Origin of the sequence: Dermacoccus nishinomiyaensis (assembly GCF_900447535.1) — a bacterium.
Classification (GTDB): Bacteria; Actinomycetota; Actinomycetes; order Actinomycetales; family Dermatophilaceae; genus Dermacoccus; species Dermacoccus nishinomiyaensis.
In genome coordinates, this window is sequence record NZ_UFXX01000001.1 from 2485435 (window position 1) to 2507855 (window position 22421).

General features: G+C 70.5%; 17 protein-coding genes and 1 riboswitch. Of the genes, 9 read left to right on the top strand and 8 right to left on the bottom strand.

Translation table 11 applies throughout. The annotated features are described in order from the left end of the window. Positions 1-13: 13 nt before the first annotated feature. The 3 genes from DYE07_RS11610 to DYE07_RS11620 form a co-directional block, all read right to left on the bottom strand. Positions 14-1465: a S1C family serine protease gene (locus DYE07_RS11610; RefSeq protein ID WP_202775008.1), complete on the bottom strand. Its 1452-nt coding sequence runs from the start codon at positions 1463-1465 to the stop codon at positions 14-16. Positions 1466-1559: 94 nt separating this feature from the next. Continuing rightward, positions 1560-2996 (bottom strand): sensor histidine kinase, encoded by a 1437-nt coding sequence (locus DYE07_RS11615; RefSeq protein WP_006944998.1) that lies wholly within the window; start codon positions 2994-2996, stop codon positions 1560-1562. Positions 2997-3130: 134 nt separating this feature from the next. Further along, positions 3131-3835, bottom strand: a complete 705-nt coding sequence (locus DYE07_RS11620; protein WP_038569284.1) for a response regulator transcription factor — start codon at positions 3833-3835, stop codon at positions 3131-3133. A gap of 110 nt (positions 3836-3945) precedes the next feature. On the opposite strand from DYE07_RS11620, the gene DYE07_RS11625 reads away from it, so the two are divergent. Both DYE07_RS11625 and DYE07_RS11630 read left to right on the top strand, forming a co-directional pair. After that, on the top strand, positions 3946-4608 hold the full coding sequence (locus tag DYE07_RS11625; RefSeq protein WP_062258775.1) for a hypothetical protein: 663 nt from the start codon (positions 3946-3948) through the stop codon (positions 4606-4608). A gap of 94 nt (positions 4609-4702) precedes the next feature. Continuing rightward, complete coding sequence (locus DYE07_RS11630) at positions 4703-5944, top strand: MFS transporter (protein WP_074045648.1); 1242 nt, start codon at positions 4703-4705, stop codon at positions 5942-5944. A 107-nt stretch (positions 5945-6051) separates the two neighbouring features. On the opposite strand, the gene pepN is transcribed toward DYE07_RS11630, so the two are convergent. After that, a complete protein-coding gene (pepN, locus tag DYE07_RS11635; RefSeq protein ID WP_082740969.1) occupies positions 6052-8625 on the bottom strand; it encodes an aminopeptidase N in 2574 nt (857 codons plus the stop codon). A gap of 42 nt (positions 8626-8667) precedes the next feature. Next, on the bottom strand, positions 8668-9807 hold the full coding sequence (serC, locus tag DYE07_RS11640; protein WP_038569270.1) for a phosphoserine transaminase: 1140 nt from the start codon (positions 9805-9807) through the stop codon (positions 8668-8670). 536 nt (positions 9808-10343) lie between these two features. Between serC and pdxH the strand changes: the two genes are divergently transcribed. The 6 genes from pdxH (at position 10344) to DYE07_RS11670 (ending at position 17612) form a co-directional block, all read left to right on the top strand. Beyond that, positions 10344-11021 carry a pyridoxamine 5'-phosphate oxidase gene (pdxH, locus tag DYE07_RS11645; protein ID WP_038571517.1) on the top strand — a complete coding sequence of 226 codons (678 nt, stop codon included), beginning with the start codon at positions 10344-10346 and terminating at the stop codon, positions 11019-11021. Between the two features lie 247 nt (positions 11022-11268). After that, positions 11269-12870: a serine hydrolase domain-containing protein gene (locus DYE07_RS11650; RefSeq protein WP_006944440.1), complete on the top strand. Its 1602-nt coding sequence runs from the start codon at positions 11269-11271 to the stop codon at positions 12868-12870. A 412-nt stretch (positions 12871-13282) separates the two neighbouring features. Then, positions 13283-13990, top strand: a complete 708-nt coding sequence (locus tag DYE07_RS11655) for an iron-dependent transcriptional repressor DtxR (RefSeq protein WP_040014453.1) — start codon at positions 13283-13285, stop codon at positions 13988-13990. A 219-nt stretch (positions 13991-14209) separates the two neighbouring features. Continuing rightward, positions 14210-14390, top strand: a riboswitch (cyclic di-AMP (ydaO/yuaA leader). Position 14391: 1 nt separating this feature from the next. Continuing rightward, positions 14392-15726 carry a C40 family peptidase gene (locus DYE07_RS11660; protein WP_115297025.1) on the top strand — a complete coding sequence of 445 codons (1335 nt, stop codon included), beginning with the start codon at positions 14392-14394 and terminating at the stop codon, positions 15724-15726. A 148-nt stretch (positions 15727-15874) separates the two neighbouring features. Beyond that, positions 15875-16405, top strand: a complete 531-nt coding sequence (locus DYE07_RS14815) for a hypothetical protein (RefSeq protein WP_040014145.1) — start codon at positions 15875-15877, stop codon at positions 16403-16405. Between the two features lie 631 nt (positions 16406-17036). Then, the gene (locus DYE07_RS11670) at positions 17037-17612 is read left to right on the top strand and encodes a hypothetical protein (RefSeq protein ID WP_006943240.1); all 576 of its coding nucleotides are present in this window, start codon (positions 17037-17039) and stop codon (positions 17610-17612) included. A gap of 30 nt (positions 17613-17642) precedes the next feature. Here the strand turns inward: DYE07_RS11670 and DYE07_RS11675 are convergent, their stop codons facing one another. Together DYE07_RS11675 and DYE07_RS11680 are read right to left on the bottom strand one after the other, a co-directional pair. Continuing rightward, positions 17643-18836, bottom strand: coding sequence for an MFS transporter (locus DYE07_RS11675; protein ID WP_074045646.1), 1194 nt, complete (start codon positions 18834-18836; stop codon positions 17643-17645). Positions 18837-18852: 16 nt separating this feature from the next. After that, positions 18853-19350, bottom strand: a complete 498-nt coding sequence (locus DYE07_RS11680) for an ATP-binding cassette domain-containing protein (RefSeq protein WP_074045645.1) — start codon at positions 19348-19350, stop codon at positions 18853-18855. Between the two features lie 326 nt (positions 19351-19676). Here DYE07_RS11680 and ald point away from each other — a divergent pair, with 326 nt between their 5' ends. Continuing rightward, a complete protein-coding gene (ald, locus tag DYE07_RS11685) occupies positions 19677-20795 on the top strand; it encodes an alanine dehydrogenase (protein ID WP_115297159.1) in 1119 nt (372 codons plus the stop codon). A 90-nt stretch (positions 20796-20885) separates the two neighbouring features. Here ald and DYE07_RS11690 read toward each other — a convergent pair whose 3' ends face one another. Continuing rightward, complete coding sequence (locus DYE07_RS11690) at positions 20886-22055, bottom strand: magnesium and cobalt transport protein CorA (RefSeq protein ID WP_237723769.1); 1170 nt, start codon at positions 22053-22055, stop codon at positions 20886-20888. Between the last annotated feature and the right edge of the window lie 366 nt (positions 22056-22421).

Sequence of the window (22421 nt, forward strand, 5' to 3'; positions counted from 1 at the left end):
TTGCGGGGAGCGCTCAATTCTTGACGTCGGACTGAGCTCCCAGCGTCACCGAGACCTCCTGCTGGCGACCGTCGCGGATGATCGTCAGCTTGACGGCGCTGCCGACGGTACGCGAGCGCACCTGACCGACGAGCGCGTTGGGCGAGGTGACGGGTTCGCCGTCGATCGCGGTGATCGCGTCGTCCTTGCGCAGCCCCGCCTTGGCGGCGCCGCTGCCGGGGGCGACGGACGCGACCTTCGCCGCCGTCAGCGTCGCGTTGCCGCTCTTGACCTCCGTCGGCGACGTGCCGATGCCGAGCAGCGCGTGCTCGGCCTTGCCCTTGGCGATGAGCTGGCCCGAGATGTTCTTCACGACGTTGCTCGGGATGGCGAAGCCGATGCCGATGTTGCCGCTCTGGCCGCCCGAGGCGCCGTTCGACAGCGACGCGATCGAGGAGTTGATGCCGATCAGCTTGCCGCTGCCGTTGACGAGCGCGCCACCCGAGTTGCCCGGGTTGATCGCGGCGCTCGTCTGGATCGCGTTCGTCACGACGGTCGAGGTCGACGTCGAGGAGCTGTCGGATTCGCTCTCGCTCGTCGTCACCGGCCGGTCGAGGGCAGAGACGATGCCCGTCGTCACGGTGCCGGCGAGGCCGAGGGGGTTGCCGACAGCCATGACGGGCTGGCCGACGACGAGCTTGCTGTCGTCGGCCATCTCGACGGGGTGCAGGTCCGGGACGTCCTTGATGCGGATGACGGCGAGGTCGGTGGACGGGTCGGTGCCGACGACGCTCGCTGGGTAGGTGCGGTTGTTGTTGAGCGTGACGGTGACGGTCGCGTTCGACCCGGCGCCGCTGACGACGTGGTTGTTCGTCACGATGTTGCCGCTCTTGTCGAGCACGACGCCAGAGCCCTCGCCGCCGCTGGAGCCGGAGCTGACGTCGATCGAGACGACGCTCGGGTTGACCTTCGCGGCCGTCGCCGACCAGTTGATCGCGCCGGCGTCGGCGAAGTCGGCCGGGTCGGCCTTGATGACCGTCGAGTTGCCGCCGCCCGAGACGGCGCCGGTGTCGTCGCGCTGGACGACGGCGTACGTCCCGGCTGATGCGAGGGCCGCCGCGAGGAGCGAGGCCGCACCGATCTGCGCGAGGCCGCGCCCGCCGCGTCCCGAACGCCCGCCACCGGCAGGCTGCGAGCCGACGCCGTACGCCGCTCCCGGCTGCTCGTATCCCGGCTGAGCCCACGGCTGCTGATACCCGGGCTGCGGCTGGTACCCGGGCTTCGGCTGGTACCCGGGCTGAGGCCCGGACGTCGGCGCGGGGGCGGACGCCGGCATCGCACCGGCGGGCGGGGCGTCGAGGCGGGCCGGTTCGGAGCGGATCACCTGCGTGTCGTCAGGGCGTGGAGCCTGGCCCGGCAGCTGGTGACGGCGGGCGCCGTCCGGTCGCTCGTCGGGGTTCGGGGCGCTGTCGGGCGTCTCGGTCATGGCACTGCTCCTGGTCTCGGATCGGCGCTGACGCGGGCTGCGTCGGTCGATGCGCTGAGGGGGCCTCTCGGGTCACGAGAGTAGTCAGTCGAGGCTATTCGACGTCATCAGTCTCGTCGGCAACGTGATGCGAGCTGTGCTGCGCCTGTGAATCCGGCGCGGCGAGCGGCAGACTGACGACGAACGTCGCGCCCCCGCCGGGGGTTTCGCGCACGCTCACCTCACCGTCGTGGGCGGCGACGATCGCGGCGACGATCGACAGGCCGAGGCCGGTGCTGCCGCTCGCGCGGTTGCGGGCGACGTCGGCACGGTAGAAGCGTTCGAAGATGCGGCCACGCATGTCGGCGGGGATGCCGGGGCCGTGGTCGGCGACCTCGACGACGGCGCGCCCGTCGACCGCACCGACGCCGACCTCGATGGGTTCGGTGCCCGGAGCGTAGCGTTCGGCGTTGCTCACGAGGTTCGTCATCACCTGGCGCAGGCGCTGCTCGTCTGCGCTGATGATGACGGGGCCCAGGCCGCCGCCGAGCCCGTGCAGTGCGAAGCGGCGCTCGCCGTCCCCGCGGGCCTCTGCGTCGCTCACGGCGTCCGCGGCGATGACGGTGAGGTCGACGTCGTGGTGGCGTCGCGGCGTGCCGGGCGCGGTGGCCCCGATCGTCGCGGCGCGCTGCTCCGTCTCGAGGCGAGAGAGCAGGAGCAGGTCATCGACCATGGCGCTCATGCGTTTCGCCTCGTCCTCGATGCGGCGGAAGGCGGCGGCGACGTCGTCGGGGTCGCTCACCGCGCCCTGACGGTACAGCTCGGCGTAGCCGCGGACGGTGGCGAGGGGAGTGCGCAGCTCGTGCGAGGCGTCTGCGACGAAGGAGCGCATGCTCTCCTCGCTGCGGTCCTTGATCTCCATCGAGCGTTCGACCTGGCTGAGCATGACGTTGAGCGAGCGCGCAAGGCTCTCCATCTCGTCGGCGGAGTCGGGGTTGGGGACGCGGCGTGTCAGGTCGCCCGCGGCGATGGCGGCGGCGGTGTCCTCGATGGCTCGTAGTGGTCGCATCGCCCGCCGCACCGCCCACAGCGCCGCGAGCGTCGCGAACAGCAGTGCGATTGCGCTGACGCCGATGGTGAGCACCTGCATGCGTCGCACGACGGTGTCGACGTTCGCCATGCTGACGGCGACGGCGTACGGCTCGCCGGTGGTCTCGTCGATGCCTTCGACGACGCGCCACGACACGGTGCTCTCGCCCTGCGAGTGGACGGTGTAGGGGTGCCCGCCGTGCGCGATGGCGCTGGCCTTCGTCACGTCGGGGAAGTCGGGGCGGGGCCCCGTGGCGGGGACGAAGTCGTTCGTCTCCTGCGCGCCGACGATGCGGACGGCATACACGTTGACGGGCACGGCGCTCGTCACGCGCGCGTGCTCGGCCTGTTGCTGGATCGTCGAGGCGACGAGGGTGGGCGCGGCGGCGACGAGGTCGGCGTCCTCGCGTTGGACGAGGTAGCTCTGCAGCTGCCAGGACCCGGCAGTGCCGACGACGAACATCGCTGCGCCGAGCAGGCCGGCGAGGACGGCGACGATGCGGGCGCGCAGCGGCCAGCGGTGGACGCCGCGCCGCAGTCGCAGGTACTGCTGGCGCAGCGTGTAGCCGTCGGGGGAGACCAGGGGGATCGCCTACGTCAGCGCGGTTCGCGCAACACGTATCCGACGCCGCGCTTGGTGTGGATGAGCGGTTCGAGACCGTCGACGTCGATCTTGCGGCGCAGGTAGGAGATGTACGACTCGACGATGCCGGCCTCACCGCGGAAGTCGTAGTCCCACACGTGGTCGAGGATCTGGGCCTTGCTCACGACGCGACCGGCGTTGAGCATGAGGTAGCGCAGCAGCTTGAACTCGGTGGGGGAGACGTCGATGACGCGGCCCGCGCGGCGCACCTCGTGGCTGTCGTCGTCGAGCTCGAGGTCGCCGACGGTGACGGTGGGGCCGTCCGAGTCGTCGGCCTTCGTGCGGCGAAGGACGGCGCGGATGCGCGCGACGACCTCTTCGAGGCTGAACGGCTTCGTGATGTAGTCGTCGCCGCCGACGGTGAGGCCCTTGACGGTGTCGTCGACGGAGTCGCGCGCGGTGAGGAAGACGATCGGCAGTTCGCGTCCGCCCTCGCGCAGGCGGCTCGTGACGGCGAAGCCGTCCATGTCGGGAAGCATGACGTCGAGCACGGCGAGGTCGAACTCCCGCGTCGCGGCCAGGGCGAGCCCTTCGCTGCCGGTGCCGGCGACGGAGACGTCGAAACCGGCGAACTTCATGCTCGTGGCGAGCAGTTCGCGGATGTTGGTGTCGTCCTCGACGATGAGGATGCGTGCTTCGGGCGTGCTCATGCCTGTCATTCTCGCCCGCCCGACTGGACGTTCGCTGGAAGTCGGCTGGAGAAGGTGGCCCCTACGATGGGACGGCATGCAGCGGCACGCACCCGATCCTGATGGAGAGAAGGCACGTCATGGGGCTCAAGTTCTACGCCGATCGCGGTTCGCGCCGCACCCGTCAGATCGTGGCCGACGTGGCCCTCGCGCTGTGGTGCGTCCTCGCGATCTGGGCGGGCACCGTCGTCCACGACCGGGCGCTCGTGGCGCAGAGCGGCGCGCAGAAGCTCGAGCACGGCAGCTCCAGCCTGGCGCTCGACATGACGGACGCGGCGAATGCCGTCGCGAAGGTCCCGTTCGTCGGTTCCGAGGTGCGCACCCCGTTCGACAAGGCCGCCGGCACTGCGACGGACATGGCCGGCTCGGGGCACGACCTTGCGACGGGGCTGGGCCGCTTCGCCGTCCTGCTCGGGGTCCTGACGGCGGCGCTGCCGATCGTCCTCGCGCTCGTGCCGTGGCTGCTGACGCGCCTGCGCTACGCCGTCACCGCGGGGCGCCTCGCCCGCCTGCGTTCCATGCCGGGCGGACGCCGGTTGCTCGCGCTCGAAGCGCTGACGAGCGCCTCGCCCCGTGCGCTCGCCGCCATCGACGACGACGTCGCCCGCGCCTGGCAGGACGACGACCCCGAGGCGACGCGCAAGCTCGCCGACCTCTCGCTCGCGACGTACGGGCTGCGGCTCAGGGACGACGTGCTCGAGGAGGACGTGCTCGACGGCCGCGCGACCGACGCCGAAGAATGATCGAAAAGGAATATTCCGGGCGGGGCAGGTGTTGACGAGGTTGCCGTCAGCCATGTCGTCCTGAGGAGTCACCACGAGCCCCACCTTCGCCTCGTTGTCCATCCGCAACTATCGCCTCTACGCGAGCGGCGCGCTCGTGTCGAACGTCGGCACGTGGATCGGGCGCGTGACGCAGGACTGGGTCGTCCTCACCGAACTGACGCACCACGACGCCGCCGCGCTCGGCGCGATCACCGCGACGCAGTTCGCGCCCGTTGTCCTTCTCGCCCCGTTCGCCGGATCCCTCGCGGACGCCTACCCCAAGCGGCGTCTGCTCATGCTGAGCCAGAGCGCGCTCGCGGTGACGTCGCTCGTGCTCGCGGGGCTGCTGCTGACGGGCTCGGCGACGCTCGCGAGCGTCTTCGGCATCGCCCTCGTGCAGGGCATCGCGACGGCCCTCGACAACCCGACGCGTCAGGCGTTCGTCTCCGAACTCGTGCCCGAGGGGCACCTGACGAACGCCGTCGGTCTCAACTCGGCGTCGTTCAATGCGGCGCGCCTGATCGGCCCCGGCGTCGCGGGTCTGCTCATCGCGGGCATCGGCACAGGCTGGGCGATGGTGCTCAACGCGGCGTCGTTCGTCGCCGTCCTCGCCGCGCTGCTCGCGATGAATCCGCGAGAACTACGGCCGGCGCCCCGACGGCGTGGCCGCGGCGGGGTGCGCGAAGGTTTCGCCTACGTGAGTCGGCGGCGCGACCTGCAGCTCATCATGGGTCTCGTGTTCGTGCTCGGCACGTTCGGCATGAACTTCCAGATCACGACGGCGCTCATGGCGACGAGCGTCTTCCACGCCGACGCGCGCGCCTACGGCATCATCTCGTCGGTGATGGCGGTGGGGTCGCTGGCCGCGGCGCTGCTCGCGGCCCGGCGCAAGTCGCCGTCACTGCGGCTGCTGCTCGCGGCGCTCGCCGGGTTCACGGTGTTCTCCGCACTCGCCGCGATGGCGCCGAACGTGTGGCTGTTCGGCGCGTTCCTCGTGCCCGTCGGGTTGTGTGCGCTGACGGCGTTGACGACGGCGAACGCGAGCGTCCAGCTCTCCGTCGACCCGCAGCTGCGCGGGCGCGTCATGGCGCTCTACATGGCGATCCTCATGGGCGGCACGCCCGTCGGCGCGCCGCTCATCGGGTGGATCGGCAACACCTTCGGCGCTCGCGCGACGATCGCCGTCGGCAGCGTCGCGGTCGGCGTCGCGACGCTCGTCGCCGGCCTCGCCCTGATGCGGGTGCGGCACTACGCGGCGCGCGACGTCATCGCGATGCGGCCCACCCATCTCGCGGTGAGAGAATCGGCGACATGACCCCGAAGACCCGCCGACTCATCGTCATCATCGCCCTCGCCGCGTTCGTGCTCGTGCCGCTCGTGGCGCAGCTCGCGAACTGAGGCCCGGCCCTTCGGGTATGTGGCTCAGGGGCGCGAGCCGTCGCTGACGGCCTGCGCGCGGCGGCGACGGTGCAGCTGGTCGACCTCCTCGGCGACGATCCGACGCAGTGCCCCCGGCGCGTCGGGATGCGAGGCGAGCCAGGCTTCTGCGGCGTCGGTGTCCGGCTGGGTGTCGAACAGGCCGCGCACGAGGCGTGAGGCGATGACCTGGCTGCGCTCGCGCCACCACGTCTCGAGGTGATCGAGGTAGCTGTCGGCGTACGCGCCGGCCAGCTCGACGCTCGCGGGGTGGGTGAACCCGGCGACGAGCGCGGCGACCTGCTCGTTCGTCAGCGACGCGTCGTCGACGCGCTGCCACGCGGCCTGCTTGGTGTCGTCGAGGCCGAGAGCTGCCGTCGCGCCGAGCGCCTGGGCTGCACCGCGCTGCGTCGTGTCGCGCGTGCGTTCATCTGCGAGGCGGGCGTCGACGTCGCGACGGGCGTCGTCGTCACGGGTGTGCGCCGCGAGTGAGGTGAGGACGCTCCAACGCTCGTCCTGGCCGGGCTCGAACGGGGTGTGCGCGTCGAGCAGGGCGCGCAGTTCATCGTCGACGCTCGGGGCGAGGGCCGCGACGAGGAGGGCCAGTCGGCGCCACACGCCCGGAAGATCGGTGCCCGTCGATGCGTCGGCCCGGTCGATCGCGACACGCCAGAACGCCTGCGCCCAGTCGGCGCGCGAGGCGGCGTCGGGCAGGTAGGACGTGATCGCGGCGATCGCGAACCGTCCCGCGCCGTCGACGATCGTCGCCGACGGTTCGTCCGCGAGCTGGGTCAGCCCGGCGCGCACGAACGTCTCGGCGGGCAGGCGCGCATCACGCGTGGCCTGCCACAGCTGCCCCCACGCCGTGGCGCGATGCGTCGCCGAGGCGAGGTGGCAGAGCTGCGTCGCGAACAGCTCGAGCGTCTCGGTGCTCGGCGCGATCTTCGCGTACGTCCAGTCCTCGTCGTCGACGAGGACGACCGCGCCACGCAGTTCGCCCGGCAGCTCGAGCGTGTCGCTCTCGCCTTCGAGGTCGAGCCACGCGTCGCCGGCGGCGTGCCAGGCGGCGGCTTCGGAGGCGTCGGGCGCCTCGACGTCGAATGCGGTGGCGTGGAAGCGGTGCGGGCGCGTGCGGTCGCCGCGGCGCGTGATGACGCCGCCGGCCACCTCGAGCGTGTCGGGGCCCGACGTCTGCAGCCAGGCCTGCGCCCACGCCGTCATGTCGCGTCCGCTCGCCTCGCCGAGGGCGTCGAGGAAGTCGTCGAGGGTCGCGTTCGTGAAGGCGTGACGTTCGAAGTACAGCGCCGCGCCCTCGTAGAACGCGTCCTCACCGGCGTACGCGACGAGCTGGCGCAGCACGGAGGCGCCCTTCGCGTAGGTGATGCCGTCGAAGTTGGCGCGCGCGGCTTCGACGTCGGGGATGTCGGCGACGATGGGGTGCGTCGTCGGCAGCTGGTCGGCGGAGTACGCCCACGCCTTGCGGCCCAGCCCGAACGTGGCCCACGCGTCGTCGAACTCGGTGACTTCGGACGCGGCCTGCGCGCCGATGAAGTCGGCGAACGATTCCTTGAGCCACAGGTCGTCCCACCACGGCATCGTGACGAGGTCGCCGAACCACATGTGCGCCATCTCGTGCAGCAGCGTCGTGGCGAGCGCTTCGCGTTCGCTGCGGGTCGCGTCGCCGCGCTTGAGGTAGTTCTCGTTGAACGTGACGAGGCCCGGGTTCTCCATCGCGCCGATGTTGTACTCGGGCACGAAGATCTGGTCGTAGGTGCCCCAGGGGTAGCTGCAGCCGAACTTGCGCTCGCACCACGGCAGCCCGGCCTTCGTCCAGCGCAGCATGTCCGCGCTGGGCAGGCTGGCGCGCATCGCCGGGCGGCACATGATCGACAGCGGCACGCGGCGTCCGTCGCTCAGCACCGCCTCGTCCTCGACCAGCGCGTATGGGCCCGCGATGACGCAGACGATGTACGTCGACTGCGGCATCGTCGGGGTGAACGTCGTGAGGGTGAGGTCGGTGGTGGTGTTGCCGTGCGTCTCGTCGCTCGCGGCGGCCGGTTCGGCGCTCTCGGGTGCGCCGTTGCTGCGCACGAGCCAGTGCGACGGGGCGGTGACGCTGATCGCGAAGTGTGTCTTGATGTCGGGCTGGTCGAAGCAGGCGAAGACGCGGCGGGCGTCGGTCGGTTCGAAGTGGGTGAACAGGTACGTCTCGCCGTCCTGCGGGTCGCGGAAGCGGTGCAGGCCTTCGCCGGTGTGGCTGTAGTGGCACTCGGCGATGACGGTGACGACGTGCTCGCGCCCCGGCGTCAGGCCGCGGACGGTGACGAGAGAATCCTCGAAGCTCGTGGCGTTCGCGTCGAGTTCGACGCCGTCGAGCAGAACGCATGGGGCGGCATCGGCGACGAGGTCGATCGACACCGCACCTTCGGTGCAGGTGAGGCGCAGTGTCGACGTCGAGGTGAACGTCGCGGCCTCCGTCGGCGCGCCCGTCAGATCCAGGTGAATGGATTGGTCGCTCAATGTCACTGTGCGAGAACGGTGCTGGGCGGTTTCGCGAGTGAGGTTGTGAGCGAGGGGCACGCGGTGGGCCTTTCGTTGGAGCGGTCTGAGGTGACGGTGGCGTCAGAGCCGTTCGATGACGTGGTCGATGCAGTGGGTGAGCGCCGCCACATCGGTGGGTTCCACGGCAGGGTACATGCCGACGCGCAGCTGATTGCGTCCCAGCTTCCGGTAGGGCTCGACGTCGACGATGCCGTTGGCGCGCAGCGTCGCCGCGATCGCCGCCGCGTCGATGGCGTCGTCGAAGTCGATCGTGCCGACGACGAGGGAGCGGTGCGCCGGGTCCGTGACGAACGGTGTCGCGTGGGGGTGCGCGTCCGCCCACGTGTAGAGGGCCTTCGATGAGGCGCGGGTGCGTTCGACGGCGAAGTCGAGGCCGCCGTTCGCGTTGAACCAGTCGAGTTGCGCCTTCATGAGGACGTACGTCGCGAGCGCCGGCGTGTTGTACGTCTGCGCCTGACGGCTGTTCGTGATGGCGGCGTCGAGGTCGAGGAACGGTGGGATCCAGCGGCCCGACGCCTTGATGCGCGCGACCCGCTCGATCGCGGCGGGGGACATGAACGCGAACCACAGGCCCCCGTCGCTCGCGAACGATTTCTGCGGCGCGAAGTAGTAGACGTCGCACTCGGTCAGGTCGACGGGCAGGCCGCCCGCGGCGGACGTGCCGTCGATGAGGACGAGCGCGTCGTCGTCGGTGTTTTCCGGGCGCGTGACGGGCGCCATCGCGCCTGTCGACGTCTCGTTGTGCGCCCACGCGTAGGTGTCGATGCCGGGCTTCGGCTGCGCCTCGGCGACGCTGCCCGCCGGGGCTTCGATGACGTCGGGGGCTTCGAGGAACGGCGCCGTCGCGGACGTCGCGAACTTGGCGGTGAACTCGCCGAAGACGAGGTTCTGCTGGCGGTGTTCGATCAGGCTGAACGCGGCCACGTCCCAGAACGCGTTCGACCCGCCGAGACCCATCACCGTCTCGTAGCCGTCGGGCAGGTCGTACATCTGCGCGAGGCCCTCTTGCACCTCGCGTACGAGGTTCTTCACCGGCGCCTGACGGTGTGACGTGCCGAGCAGCGGAGTTGCACCCTCACCTGCAGCGGCGAGCGCTGCGAGTGCGTCGGGGCGGATCTTGCTCGGGCCGGCACCGAAGCGTCCGTCGCTCGGCTTGAGGGCGTCGGGGATGACGATGGCGGGGCTCTTCGCGTCAGTCACGTTGTCGACTCTAGGACGGGCGCTGCAGCCCGCGCCGCCCGTTTCGCATGGCGGGTACCTTTTCCGCAGGGCGGATCGTGGGCTGGGCGCGGCCGAAATGGCGAGTCGACGGGGCCGTCCCGCGCGGGCCCGTCCCGCGCGGGCGCGGGGTTGCGCACCCGCTGGTGCTCGTCCTGACCAGACAGGCTGGCCGGGCGTGTTGATCATGACGGGCCAGTGCGCGACCGGTGGCGGCGCCCGTCGACGCGTCGGGAGGGTGTCAAAGGCGATACGCGCCCTCGTCCCGAGGTGCGCAGACCGAGCGCCCACGCTCCGACAGGTTGTGACCCGTCAGGTCATCACCTGCCCGACGTGCCCGGCAGAAAACGTCAGTGTGACCGCCAACCAAGCGCCAAGCCGTGCAGCCGCGAGAACCGTCACGGCGGAGGCGGCGAGAATCGTCGCTGAGTGCCTCCGGAACCGGGCCTGTCCGCTCGTCCCGACGCAGATTGCGCCCCGGCGCCCTGCGCAGCGGCCCGGGCGGGCAAGATGGGGGCATGACCGAGGTGCGCATGGATTACGACGGTGAAGGTCTCGACGAGTCGCAGTTGCCCGCGGCGCCGCTCGAGCTGATCGAGGCGTGGGTGCGCGAAGCACGCGAACGCCAGAATGCCCAAGGCGACGTGCCCGAGCCAGAGGCCATCAGCATCGCGACGGCCGACGCCGCCGGCGCGCCGCACGTGCGGACCGTCCTCATGCGCTACCTCGGGGCCGACGGCCCCGGTTTCTACACGAACCTCGAATCGGCCAAGGGCCGTGACATCGCCGAGAACGACCAGATCGCCGGGGCGCTCACGTGGCCGCTGATGTTTCGCGCGATCCGCTTCACCGGTAGCGCCGTCGAGCTGCCTCGTGACGTCGTGCGCGCCTACTTCGACTCGCGCCCGTATGGTTCGCGCGTCGGGGCGTGGGTGTCGAAGCAGTCGCGGCCGCTGACGAGCCGCGCCGAGCTCGAGACCGCCAACGCCGAGATGACGGCCCGTTACCCCGACACCGGCGGCGCCGACGACGTCCCCCTGCCCGACTTCTGGGGCGGCTACCGCATCAACTGCGACGAGATCGAGTTCTGGGCGGGGCGCCGTTCCCGGCTGCACGACCGCCTCGTCTACGTGCGCGTCGGCGACGGCGACCTCGACGACCCGTCAGCCTGGCGCATCGAACGTCGCTGGCCCTGAGCCGTCGACGTGTGCAAATCGCAGATGGGGACGCGATTCGCCGGGGTGGACGCCGTTCGCAGATGGGGCGAGATTCGCGAATGTGGACGAAAATCGCCGATGGATACGAGTGGGGCGTCGCCGGCATGGCGAGGCGGGGCGGCGACGCGTGGCAGTGATGCGTCTCGAGGCCGCCCGCGAATCTGCCGTCGCTGATTCGCCGGCCCGCAAAACCGGAGCGGACGGCGTCACCACCTAGCGTGGAGGTATGACTGACTCGTCCACGCCGACACCCCACGACCCGTCGACCGATCGTGCCCTGGCAGCACTCGACGCGCAGGACGAAGGAGCTACCGCGACGCTCGACTCCCAGGCTGACGCTGCCGCGATGACGTCGGCCGCGCGGGACGTGCAGGCTGATCGTGCTGCCACGTCCGGCGTCTCTCAGGTGGACGGGCGCGTCGAACCCTCGACGGCGACGCGGTTGTCGCGCGAGACGACGACGGCTCTCGACCGCATCGCCCTCGACGCTCAGCGCTCGGGTCGCGTGCCGGGCCTCGCCGCCGGGGTGGCGCGACGCGGGACGCTGCTGTGGCACAACGGTTTCGGGGCGGCGCACCTCGGCCAGAACGTCGGCGCGGAGCGCGTCGGGCAGACTGCGCCCGACGAGAACACGCGCTTCCAGATCGCGTCGAACACGAAGACGTTCGTGGCGGTGACGATCATGGCCCTGCGCGACGAGGGCAAGCTCGACATCGACGCTCCGGCCCGCGACATCATTGACACCATTACCGCCGATTCGCCGCTAGCGCGCATGACGCCGCGTCAGTTCATGTCGCACAGCTCCGGCATCCAGCGCGAGGCCGTCGGCGACGTGTTCGACACGCTCGTCATGCCGGGTCGCGACGAGTTCCTCGCGAGCCTCGCCCACAGCGAACGCGTCTTGCCCGCTCACACGCGTTTCCACTACTCGAACCTCGGGTACGCGCTGCTCGGCGAGATGATCAATCGTCTCGACGGTGGCGACTGGTTCGCTAGCGTGCAGCGTCGGCTCCTCGACCCACTCGGCATGACGTCGACAACTCTCGGCCACCCGGGCGGCGTCGACACCGATCCGCATGCTGCGGGCACCTATTTCGTGCCGCCGTACAGCGACGTCCCCGTCGACGAACCCGTCTTCGACTCGCGCGCCATCGCGCCGGCCGCGGGCATGGTCTCGAGTGTGCGCGACATGGCGCGTTGGGGAGGTTTCGTCGCGAACCCCGACCCCGCGATCCTCTCCGCCGACACGCTCGAGGAGATGTGTCAGCCGCAGATCGTCGCCGACGTCGATCGCTGGGGCGCCGCATGGGGTCTCGGGTTCATGCTGCTGCGCCGTGACGATCGCATCTGGGTCGGCCACACCGGCGGTTGGCCGGGCGCGATCACCGGCGTCTTCACGCACCGCGAGAGCGCGACGACGGGCGTCGCTCTCATGAACGCGACGCACACCCCCGATCCCGCGGCCCTCGCCACGGACCTCGCGAGCGCCGTCCAGGAGCGCGAACCCGAGCTGCCCGCAGCCTGGACGCCCGGGATCACCGTGCCCCCGGAGTTCGTCCCGCTGCTCGGGGTGTGGTTCTCGGAGGGGACGCAGTTCACGTTCGTCGTCGAGGGCGGCACGCTCAAGGCTCGCGTCGAGGGGTTGCCCGAGTGGAAGGCGCCGGCCGTCTTCGAGCGCGTCGACGAAGACCGCTACCGCACCGTCGCGGGTCGCGAGCGCGGCGAATGGCTCGTCATCACCCGCGACGCCGACGGTTCCGTCACCCAACTCAACTGGGCCACATACCGCTTCACGCGCGAGCCGGCCGCGTTCGGCGAATGGCTCTGACAGCGCGTTGCGAAGCTCACAGCATCTTCACAGCCCTGGCTTCCCGATTTAACTTTCAATGATGGGGGGAGCGGGTGTAGCGTCTCGTCACGAAGCGCGCCGCACTCCCTCCCCCCTGGCGGCTGCGCTTCACCCCGAGGCCGCAGCGCTCTTCGTGAGCGCGCGCCTCGGGTTCTTCTCTTTCGGCCCCCTTGCCTTCGCGGCTCGCCCGGCCTCACCCCTGCCGACGTCGCTCCCTTGACGAACATCGCTCTGACGAACACCTCCGAGGCACTGCCCGTCGCGCCTGCTCATTCCGGCGGTCCGCTCGAGGCGATCCGTTCGCGCGACTGATGCTCCGAGCCTCGCCCCACCGACGCCGGTATCGCGAGCACCCGTGCGCGGCGGCGCCGGAGGTGGCACTCTTGTCGTCGTGACTGACCTGATCGACACCACCGAGATGTATCTGCGCACCATCTATGACCTCGAAGAAGAGGGCATCCCCCCGTTGCGCGCCCGCATCGCGGAGCGCCTCGGCCACTCCGGGCCCACGGTGTCGCAGACGGTCGCGCGCATGGAGCGCGACGGTCTGCTCCACGTCGCGAACTCCCGGCGCATCGAACTGACACCCGAGGGGCGCCTGCTCGCGACTCGCGTCATGCGCAAGCATCGCCTCGCGGAGCGGTTGCTCGTCGACGTCATCGGCCTCGAGCTCGAGTACGTCCACGACGAGGCGTGCCGGTGGGAGCACGTCATGAGCGAGCGCGTCGAGCGCAAGATCCTCGAGCTCATCGTCGACAAGGGCCTGTCCCCGTACGGCAACCCGATTCCCGGGCTGGACGAGCTCGGCTGGGGCGAGGCGCCGGAGGGTTTCCGTGACGGCGTGCAGTCGCTCGTCGAGGTGGCCGGCAGCGAGTCGCTGCGCGTGGTGGTGCGCCGCATCGGCGAGCCCGCGCAAGCGGACGCCGAGTCTCTCGCGGTGCTGACGAGCGTCGGGCTGAGCCCCGGGGTGGCCCTCGACGTGCGTGCTGACGGCGACCGCGTCCACGCGGCCGTCGCCGATCGGCCTGACGACGCCGTGTCGCTGCCCGAGGACATCGCCTCGCACGTATTCGTGTCCGTGACGGGTCAGCAGGCCTGAGGTTGCATGTGATGTTCATCACGAGCACACTCTGTAACGGATTCTGAACCTCCGCTGGTGGCGCGACGAACGGGGCCTGAGACGGGTGCTCGATGCCGAAATGACGCCTATCTCGCCGGTTCCTGATTCACCGTCGTCGTGACTGATTCGTTACCGTCTTACCTGGTTCGACAACGAACACTCGCGTGCCGAACACGCCGAGCCCTGCCTGCGGCGCGCGAGTCATGTCAGCTACACCACCTGGCAGGGGTGGGGGACCCACTTCTTCGTTCCTGATCCGCGAAGCGCAGATCAAGAACTCGGGGTGAAGCTCGCGTCGCACGCACGAAGCGCCGAGAGCCGGGCCGAGCAACAGGTCCGAACCCGACAGCTCACCTCACAGGCGTTCGAGAGGTTGCACATTGTCCATCAAGAACACGCCGGGCCCGCTGCGTCCTGTGAAGCAGACGCGCACCCTGGCCATGCTCACCACGACCGTCGCCGTCTCCGGTGGTCTGGTCGCTGGTCTCGGCATCACGCAGAGCGCCGGTGCGGCCCCTGAGTCGGGCGCCGTTCACGAGGCCGCGGCTGCCGCCACGACACCCCTCGAGCTCAAGACCGTCACGCCGGCCAAGAAGCTCGTCGTCGCCCCGAAGGCCGCCCCGAAGCCCGCCGCCAAGGCCGCCCCGAAGCCCGCCGCCAAGGCCGCCGCGAAGCCCGCCGCCGCGAAGAAGTCGACGCGCGCGACGTCGCAGGCGCTGAAGCAGGTGTCGCGCTCGCAGGCCCGCAGTGCGCTGACGTCGGCCTCCGTGAAGCCCGTCAGGGCCGAGCGCAAGGCGAAGATCGCCGAGCCGGCGCAGCGTCGCTCGATCGTCGTCAAGAAGCGCACCGCGCCCGCCGCGTCGCAGTCGACGAACACCCACCGCGCCGCGTCGCAGTCGACGAACACCCACCGCGCCGCGTCGCAGTCGACGAACACCCACCGCGCCGCGTCGCAGTCGACGAACACCCACCGCGCCGCGTCGCAGTCGACGAACACCCACCGCGCCGCGTCGCAGTCGACGAACACCCACCGCGCCGCGTCGCAGTCGACGAACACCCACCGCGCCGCGTCGCAGTCGACGAACACCCACCGCGCCGCGTCGCAGTCGACGAACACCCACCGCGCCGCGTCGCAGTCGACGAACACCCACCGCGCCGCGTCGCAGTCGACGAACACCCAGCGCGCCACCGCGACGCACCAGCGCGTGCATCGCACGCACGCTCGCCAGGCGGTTTCGCAGCACACCCAGGCTCGCCCGGTCGCCCAGACGCCGCGTCACCAGCAGGCACCCGTGCACCGCGCGACGGTGCGTCACGCCACCACGACGCACTCGGCCACGCCGACCTACGCCTCGAGCGCGCAGAAGGCCACGAACACGGCTTCCGCCTCGCGTTCGAACTCCGGAGTCGTCTCCATCGCCGCGGGCCTGACGGGTATCCCCTACGTCTACGGCGGATCGTCGACCTCCGGTGCCGACTGCTCCGGTTACGTCGCGATGGTCTTCGCGAAGGCCGGCATCCAGCTGCCGCACCAGTCGGGCGCCATCAAGGCGATGACGACGCCCGTCAGCGACCCGCGCCCCGGCGACCTCGTCTTCCTGCCGGGCCACGTCGCGATCTACGCCGGCAACGGCATGGTCTACGAGGCGCGCCACCCGGGCACCGTCACCGGCCTGTACCCGGTGCTGTCGGGTTCGACCTACGGTCGCCTCTGATCGATGTGATCGGTCGGCCCGCGCGGCCACCTGAGAAGCGCCCTCCCCGTCATCGTGACGGGGAGGGCGCTTCTTCGTGTGGCGCGTGCTTCGAGCGGGGTCGTGGTGGTCTGCCGTGACGATCCTGCGTCAGTGGTAGTCGCGGCGAATGACGGTGACGGCGAGCGCCAGGCCGAGCAGTGCGAGGCCGACACCGCCGGCGACGAGCAGGGGGCTCGTCGAACTCGAGTCGGATTCGTCGGCTGATGCCGCGTCCGAGGGGGCGAGCGACGGGCTGGAGGTGCTGGTCGACGACGCCGAACTGGAACGACTCGACGACGAAGACGAAGACGACCCGGACGAAGACGAAGACGATTCGGGCGACGAGGTGGCGCTCGTCGAACTGCTGCGCGGTGTCGTCGGTGCCATCGGCGTCGTGGGGGCCAGGGGGGATGCGGGGCTCGATGCGCCCGTAGATGCGATCGTGGGCGCGAGCGTCGGCTCGTCGCTCGTCGGGGCGGGCGAGGTGCTCTGGCGCGGTGTCCGTGTCGGCTCAGCGGTCGCGAGCGACGTCGAAGATGTGGACGGTGCGTCACCGCAGCCGCTGAGGGGCAGCGAGCCAGCGGAGCCGCCGGAGGCCGTCGTCACGAAGATGGCACGGGCCTGCGAGGGTGTGCTGACGCGCACGGTGAGGCTCTGACCGGCGCCGACACTCGTCGCTGCCGGTGTCGCGCCGCCTCCGGCGCCGGTCGTGAATGAGAACGTCTGGGTTTCGGGGGCGGCGTTCGTCAGGGTGACGAGGGCCGAGTATCCGCCGGATGCGCTGCACGTGGCGCTCTGGAACACGGCGCTGCTCACGCCCGCGCCGGTGCTCGGCGAGCTCAACGGTGCGGTGGGGTCGGCGGTTGCCGCTGGCGCGCCGAGCACGATGGCTCCCGCGGCGAGCAGGGCGGCTGCGCCGGCACGAGAGCCGGCACGAAGGCCGGCGTGGGTGCTGGGGGTGAGGCGGTGCATCGTCGGGTGGCTCCCTGGTTCGCTCGTCGCAGGGTGCCTCCCCGCGTCATGTGGATTGTCTCCCATGGCGGGCGCTCGCGCGAGCGCCCTGGGCCCGAGCAGGAGTTCCCGGTCGAAAAAAAGTCTGCGGTGGGGTGCAACCGGCTCAGGATGTCGGGCGTCTGTATGAATGAACGGCGGTCAGCCGTGCGTCGCGCTCGATGCTCAGGGGTGTGCATGCTGGGCGATGCGCGGGCGGGGTCGGTGGAGTCTTGGGGGCTCGATCGGCCCCCGCGCCCGCTTCGTCGCCGCGGGCGCGGTCTGGTTGACTAGGCCCCGTGGTCATCGAGGCGAGCCCGTGGGCGTTCTGGCGCCGTCACGCCTGTGAGGTCGTGCTGTTCGCCGTCCTGGCGGCGCCCGTGCTCGCCATTCGCCCGTCGGTCGGCAACATCGTCGCGGTCGTCGTCTTCTTCGTCGCCTATTTCGGTTTCTCGTTCCTCAGTGACATGCGCACGCGCCTGCGCGTCGACGAGGACGGCGTCGAGTATCTCGCCGGTGGGCGTGATCAGGTCTTCATCGCGTGGAACGAGACCGCGCGCATCGTGCCGCGCCGCTTCCGGTGGTGGACGGCCGAGGACGCCATCGTCTTCCTCGACGGGGGCGATCGTCCGTTGCTCGTCGCGGGCATCTCGATGTTCGCGCCCGCCGACCTCGACGCGTTGGAGGGCGCCGCGCGGGCCTATGTTCCGGTCGATTCGCCCGTCATCCTGTCGCCGTTCACGGGCCGGGCCGACGGCGAGCGTCACCCCGAACTCGTGCCGCAGCGCACGTCGGAGCGGTTGCTCGCCTCGTCGATCAGCAGCTTCCTCATCGCCGCCGTCGTCGCGATCGTGCTCCTCACGGTCTTCGAGTGAATCGTCGTGTGAGCTGCGCCCGCAAGCCGTTCAGCCGTTCGCAAGCATCCGACGGTCGGCGATGACGACGATGGCGAGGCACAGCGCGGCCATGATCGCGCCGAACTCGAACATCGCGGGGTAGCTGAACCCGGCGTCCTGCGCGAGCGTCGCCATGATCGCGGGGACGGCGAAGCCGAGATAGGTGACGCCGTAGAACACGGCCGTCAGCCCGGCGAGGTCGCGGGGCCCGGCGATACGTTGGATCTCGAGCAGGCCGCTCACCATCGCGAGGCCGTAGCCGGCGCCCAGGCAGAAGCTGCCGAGGATCGCGGTGGCGATGTTGAGCTCGCGGCTCGCGAGCGCGCCGGCGAGCATGCCGACGACGAGGACGACGAGCCCCACGCGCACCGCTCGGGTGGTGCCGGGGGAGTCGATGCGGCGCCCGACAGACTGGACGAGGAAGCCGCACGTCAGGCCGACGACGCACAGCAGCGCCGAGAACGCGATCGGCGCCGACGAGACGTGCGACGACATGAGCGCGGGCAGGACGGCGTACGCACACGCGGCGGCGCCGAAGACCCACGGGGCGATCGGCAGCACGACGAACAGGAACCGACGGTGGCCGATGGCGGGGATGCGCAGATCGTCACGCAACGACGACGTCGAGCGCGACGCCGCGTCGACCGTCTCCGGCGTGCGCAGGACGAGCACGGCCGCGATCGCCGTCACGACGATGTTGACGAGGTACGACAGCTCGTCGGGGTAGGGCGCCCACTGCGCGAGGGGGCCGGCGAACGCGGCGCCGAGGCCGAAGCCGGCCGTCAGCGACATCGACGCACGCTTGGCGCCGGTGCCGTCGGGCGCGTCGTCGTGCGGCGGGCTCGACAGCTCCTTGATCCACGATGAGCCGACGGCCATGACGAGACCCAGCGCGATGCCCGACAGCACGCGCCCGAGGAACAGCACGGTGACGTTGGCGTGGGCGAACGCGAGGACGGCGCTCGCGAGCATCGCGATGTACGGCGCGGGGACGAGCAGGCGCCGCCGGCCGTAGCGGTCGGAGAGCGGCCCACCGATGAGCAGCGCGGGGATGATGCCGAGGACGTACGCGAAGAGCAGCACGTTGACCGTCACCTGCGCCAGGTGATGCTGCGTGCGGTACATGACGAGCAGGGGCGTGAACTCGTTGCCGCCCCAGGCGACGGCGAGCATCGCGAGGGCGGGGCGCATCCAGTGCTTCATGCGGTCCTCTTCGTTGTTACCGGTGAGTACCCATGCAATCACGAGCATGCCTGGACGCGCCCGTCAGGGCGTCGCACGGCTCAGGTGTTGATCTTCGCGAGCAGTTCGGGCAGCGTCCGCTCGAGCTGCCGCGCGCCCAGACGCGCGGGGCGTGGATGAGCGCGCAGGCGAGGCCGATCTTCTTCGTCATGTTTGCGGAATAGTCGGCGACGATCTTGTCGGCGGCCTCGTCGAGGCCGAGCGCGTCGAGCAGTTGGTCGCTGCGGCGGGCGACGTCGATGACGTCGACGCCGTGCAGCAGGCCGGTGTGACGCAGCAGTTCGCGGCCGCTGAGGCGGTCGAAGGTGCGCAGGCCGTCGGGCAGGACACCGATGAGCGACTTCGCGCGTGCCGGGTCGCGCCATGCGTCGTGGCCGAGGATCTCGACGCGGCCACCGTCGGGGCGCAGCAGCCCGGTCGCCATCGACAGGGTCGTCGTCTTGCCGGCGCCGTTCGGGCCGACGACGCTGAACATCGAGCCGCGCGCACGGTGAGCGTCAGGTCGTAGACGGCCCGGTGGCTGCCGAGGTTCTTCGTCAGCTCGCTCAGCTGCATGGCCGGTGTTTGCATGGCGGGCGCGCTCGCTGGGCCGGATGGGGCGTGGGTGGCTGCTCGAACGGGGGGACGGGCGGCTGCTGATCCATGCCCTCGATGCGTTCATCGCAGCCCTGCCCGCGTGGGATCGCGGGCGGATGTGACGGCTCTGACGGCGCTCGGCCCGGCCCTACTCGCTCGTAGCGCGGTGAACTCCTAGCGTGGCAAGTGATCACGGTCACGTCGAAGGAGTCGGAGGAGAAGATCATGCGGGTCGGTGTTCCGAGCGAGGTCAAGAACAACGAGTTCCGGGTGGCGTGCACGCCGGCGGGCGTCAACGAGTTCGTGCTGCACGGGCACGAGGTGCGGGTGCAGCGCGGCGCCGGGGACGGTTCGAGCCTCACCGACGACGACTACCGCGCGGCGGGCGCCGTCATCGTCGACGACGCGGACGAGGTGTGGGCCGACAGTGATCTCATCCTCAAGGTGAAGGAGCCGGTCGCCGAGGAATATCACCGCATGCGCGAGGGCCAGGTGCTGTTCACCTACCTGCACCTCGCGGCCGACCCGACGCTGACGGGGGAGCTTCTCGAGCGCGGTGTCACCTCGATCGCCTACGAGACGGTGCGCCGCGACGACGGGTCGCTGCCGCTGCTCGCACCGATGTCGGAGGTCGCCGGGCGCCTCGCCCCGCAGGTCGGCGCGCAGGCGCTCATGAAGCCGTACGGCGGGCGCGGCGTGCTCATGGGCGGCGTGCCGGGGGTGCGCCCCGCGGATGTCGTCGTGCTCGGCGGCGGCGTGTCGGGGTTCAACGCGGCTCGTGTCGCGCTCGGAATGGGCGCCGACGTCACCGTCCTCGATCTCGATGCCGCACGGCTGCGGGCGATCGACACGGCAACCGGTGGGCGGATGCGGGCGGTGATGAGCAACGCGCACGAGGTCGAGCACGCCTGTCTGCGAGCGGATCTCGTCATCGGCGCGGTGCTCGTGCCCGGTGCGAAGGCGCCGACCCTCGTGAGCAATGAGCTCGTCTCGCGGATGCGGCCGGGCTCGGTGCTCGTCGACATCGCCATCGACCAGGGCGGGTGCTTCGAGGATTCGCACCCGACGACGCACGCCGACCCGACGTTCCGGGTGCACGACAGCATCTTCTACTGCGTCGCGAACATGCCGGGCGCCGTCGCGCACACGTCGACCCATGCGCTTGCGGGCGTCACGCTGCGCCACGCGCTGCAGATCGCCGACGACGGATGGCGCGCCGCATGCCAGCGCGACGCTGCCCTCGGGCGCGGGCTGACGACGCACGCCGGGCAGCTGACGAACGCCGCCGTCGCCGAGGCGACCGACCGGCCGGTCGTCAGTGTCGAGGAGGCGCTCGCGGGGTGAGGCTGCTCTGGCGTGGGCGTGGGCGTGGGCGTGAGCGGGGTCACCGCGTCGCGGGCGAGTGACGTCCGAGCGGGCCGTGCCGCGTCGCCGTCAGAGCCAGTTCTTGCGTTTGAACACGAGCCACATGCAGAACGACACGGCGACCATGAGAAACAGCGCGAATGGGTAGCCGTACGCCCAGTGCAGTTCGGGCATGCGGTCGAAGTTCATGCCGTAGGCGCCGGCGACGACGGTCGGGGCGAAGAGGATGGCGGCCCATGAGGACGCGCGCTTGACCTCGTCGGCTTGGTTGTTGGCGACCTCGGCGAGGCGCTTCATCTCCTCGTTCTGCGTCTGCGCGACGAGGATGGCGTTGAGCTGCAGGATCTCAGACAGTGACTGGCGGAAGTTGTCGTTGCGTTCGACGATCGAAGTGACGTGGTCGCGCACGTCGCGCAGGGCGGTGATGATCTCGTCGTCGGTTCCGTACTTGGCGGCGCCGGCTTCGAGGCCACGCAGCATCGTCTGCAGCGGCTTGACGGCGCGCTGGAGTTCCATGACCTCCTGGGAGAGTTCGTAGATCCGGCGCGACACGGTCGGGTCGGATTCGAAGACCTGCGTCTCGATCTCGTCGATGTCGTTCTCGAGGCCGGCGGCGACGGGCGCGTACCCGTCGACGATGAAGTCGAGCAGGCCGTAGAGGACGGCCTGCGGCCCACGCGCGAGCAGGTCGGGGTCGTTCTCGAAGCGGCTCCGCACGGGCGTGAGGACCGGCTGCGCCGTGTGGCGCACCGTGATGACGAAGTCGGGGCCGATGAAGGCGTGGATCTCACCGAACTTCACCGTCTCCGTCGCATCGTCGTACGTCGCGGGGCGCAGCACGACGAAGAGGGTCTCGTTGTAACGCTCGAGCTTGGGGCGCTGGTGCGCGACGATCGCGTCCTCGACGGCGAGGGGGTGCAGGTCGAAGATGCGCGCGACCTGCTGGAGTTGACGCGGCGTCGGTTGCGTCATGCCGATCCACGCCATGCGCGGGCCGTGGTCGTGGTGTGACGGGTGGTGCAGTTCGCGCCACGCCTCGGCGATCGACCCGGCGTCGCTGACCTTCTGCTCGCCCGCGTAGATCGCCGAGTTGACGATCGTCGCCTCGGGTGGCGGCTGGTCGTCCTCGTCGCGAAGCGGCTCGAACGACGTCTCCTCGGGCGGCGTCGACGCGGGAGGCGGGGTCGCGCGGATGACCCCGAGCGGGGTGGGCACGTAACGGCTTCGCCAGGTGGGCATGGGGTGATCTTAGGGCGGCCTCCCGAGAGAGGCCTGCCAGCGCGCCCGGATGATCGGCTAGGCTGACGGGCGCGCTTCGGCGCACGCTCTCGTGGGACCGGGCGAAAAGTTTTCTAGCCCCGGAATGACGCGGGAGCCGAAGCAGCCCAGGAACGCGAAATGCTGAATCCGGGAACGTGCACCGAAGACGCCTCCTGTCGTCTTGTCCGCCGACCCCACCACACCGCGAGACGCGGACTGGGCCGCTGCGGCACAAGAACTCATCGCTCAGGGCCTGGCCGCGAACGCCAACCGGCGCGACCTGGGACCCTTCATCTGCCCCCGGCGCGGACCATGCCCACGACAAACACCTGATGTGCACGTTAA

Excerpts from the sequence above, each read along its gene's own strand:
- DYE07_RS11610 (WP_202775008.1), bottom strand. The coding sequence starts at position 1,465 with ATGACCGAGACGCCCGACAGCGCCCCGAACCCCGACGAGCGACCGGAC.
- DYE07_RS11615 (WP_006944998.1), bottom strand. The coding sequence starts at position 2,996 with ATGTTCGTCGTCGGCACTGCCGGGTCCTGGCAGCTGCAGAGCTACCTC.
- DYE07_RS11620 (WP_038569284.1), bottom strand. The coding sequence starts at position 3,835 with ATGACAGGCATGAGCACGCCCGAAGCACGCATCCTCATCGTCGAGGAC.
- DYE07_RS11625 (WP_062258775.1), top strand. The coding sequence starts at position 3,946 with ATGGGGCTCAAGTTCTACGCCGATCGCGGTTCGCGCCGCACCCGTCAG.
- pdxH (WP_038571517.1), top strand. The coding sequence starts at position 10,344 with ATGACCGAGGTGCGCATGGATTACGACGGTGAAGGTCTCGACGAGTCG.
- DYE07_RS11650 (WP_006944440.1), top strand. The coding sequence starts at position 11,269 with ATGACTGACTCGTCCACGCCGACACCCCACGACCCGTCGACCGATCGT.
- DYE07_RS14815 (WP_040014145.1), top strand. The coding sequence starts at position 15,875 with ATGACGGTGACGGCGAGCGCCAGGCCGAGCAGTGCGAGGCCGACACCG.
- DYE07_RS11675 (WP_074045646.1), bottom strand. The coding sequence starts at position 18,836 with ATGAAGCACTGGATGCGCCCCGCCCTCGCGATGCTCGCCGTCGCCTGG.
- DYE07_RS11680 (WP_074045645.1), bottom strand. The coding sequence starts at position 19,350 with ATGTTCAGCGTCGTCGGCCCGAACGGCGCCGGCAAGACGACGACCCTG.
- ald (WP_115297159.1), top strand. The coding sequence starts at position 19,677 with ATGCGGGTCGGTGTTCCGAGCGAGGTCAAGAACAACGAGTTCCGGGTG.
- DYE07_RS11690 (WP_237723769.1), bottom strand. The coding sequence starts at position 22,055 with ATGCCCACCTGGCGAAGCCGTTACGTGCCCACCCCGCTCGGGGTCATC.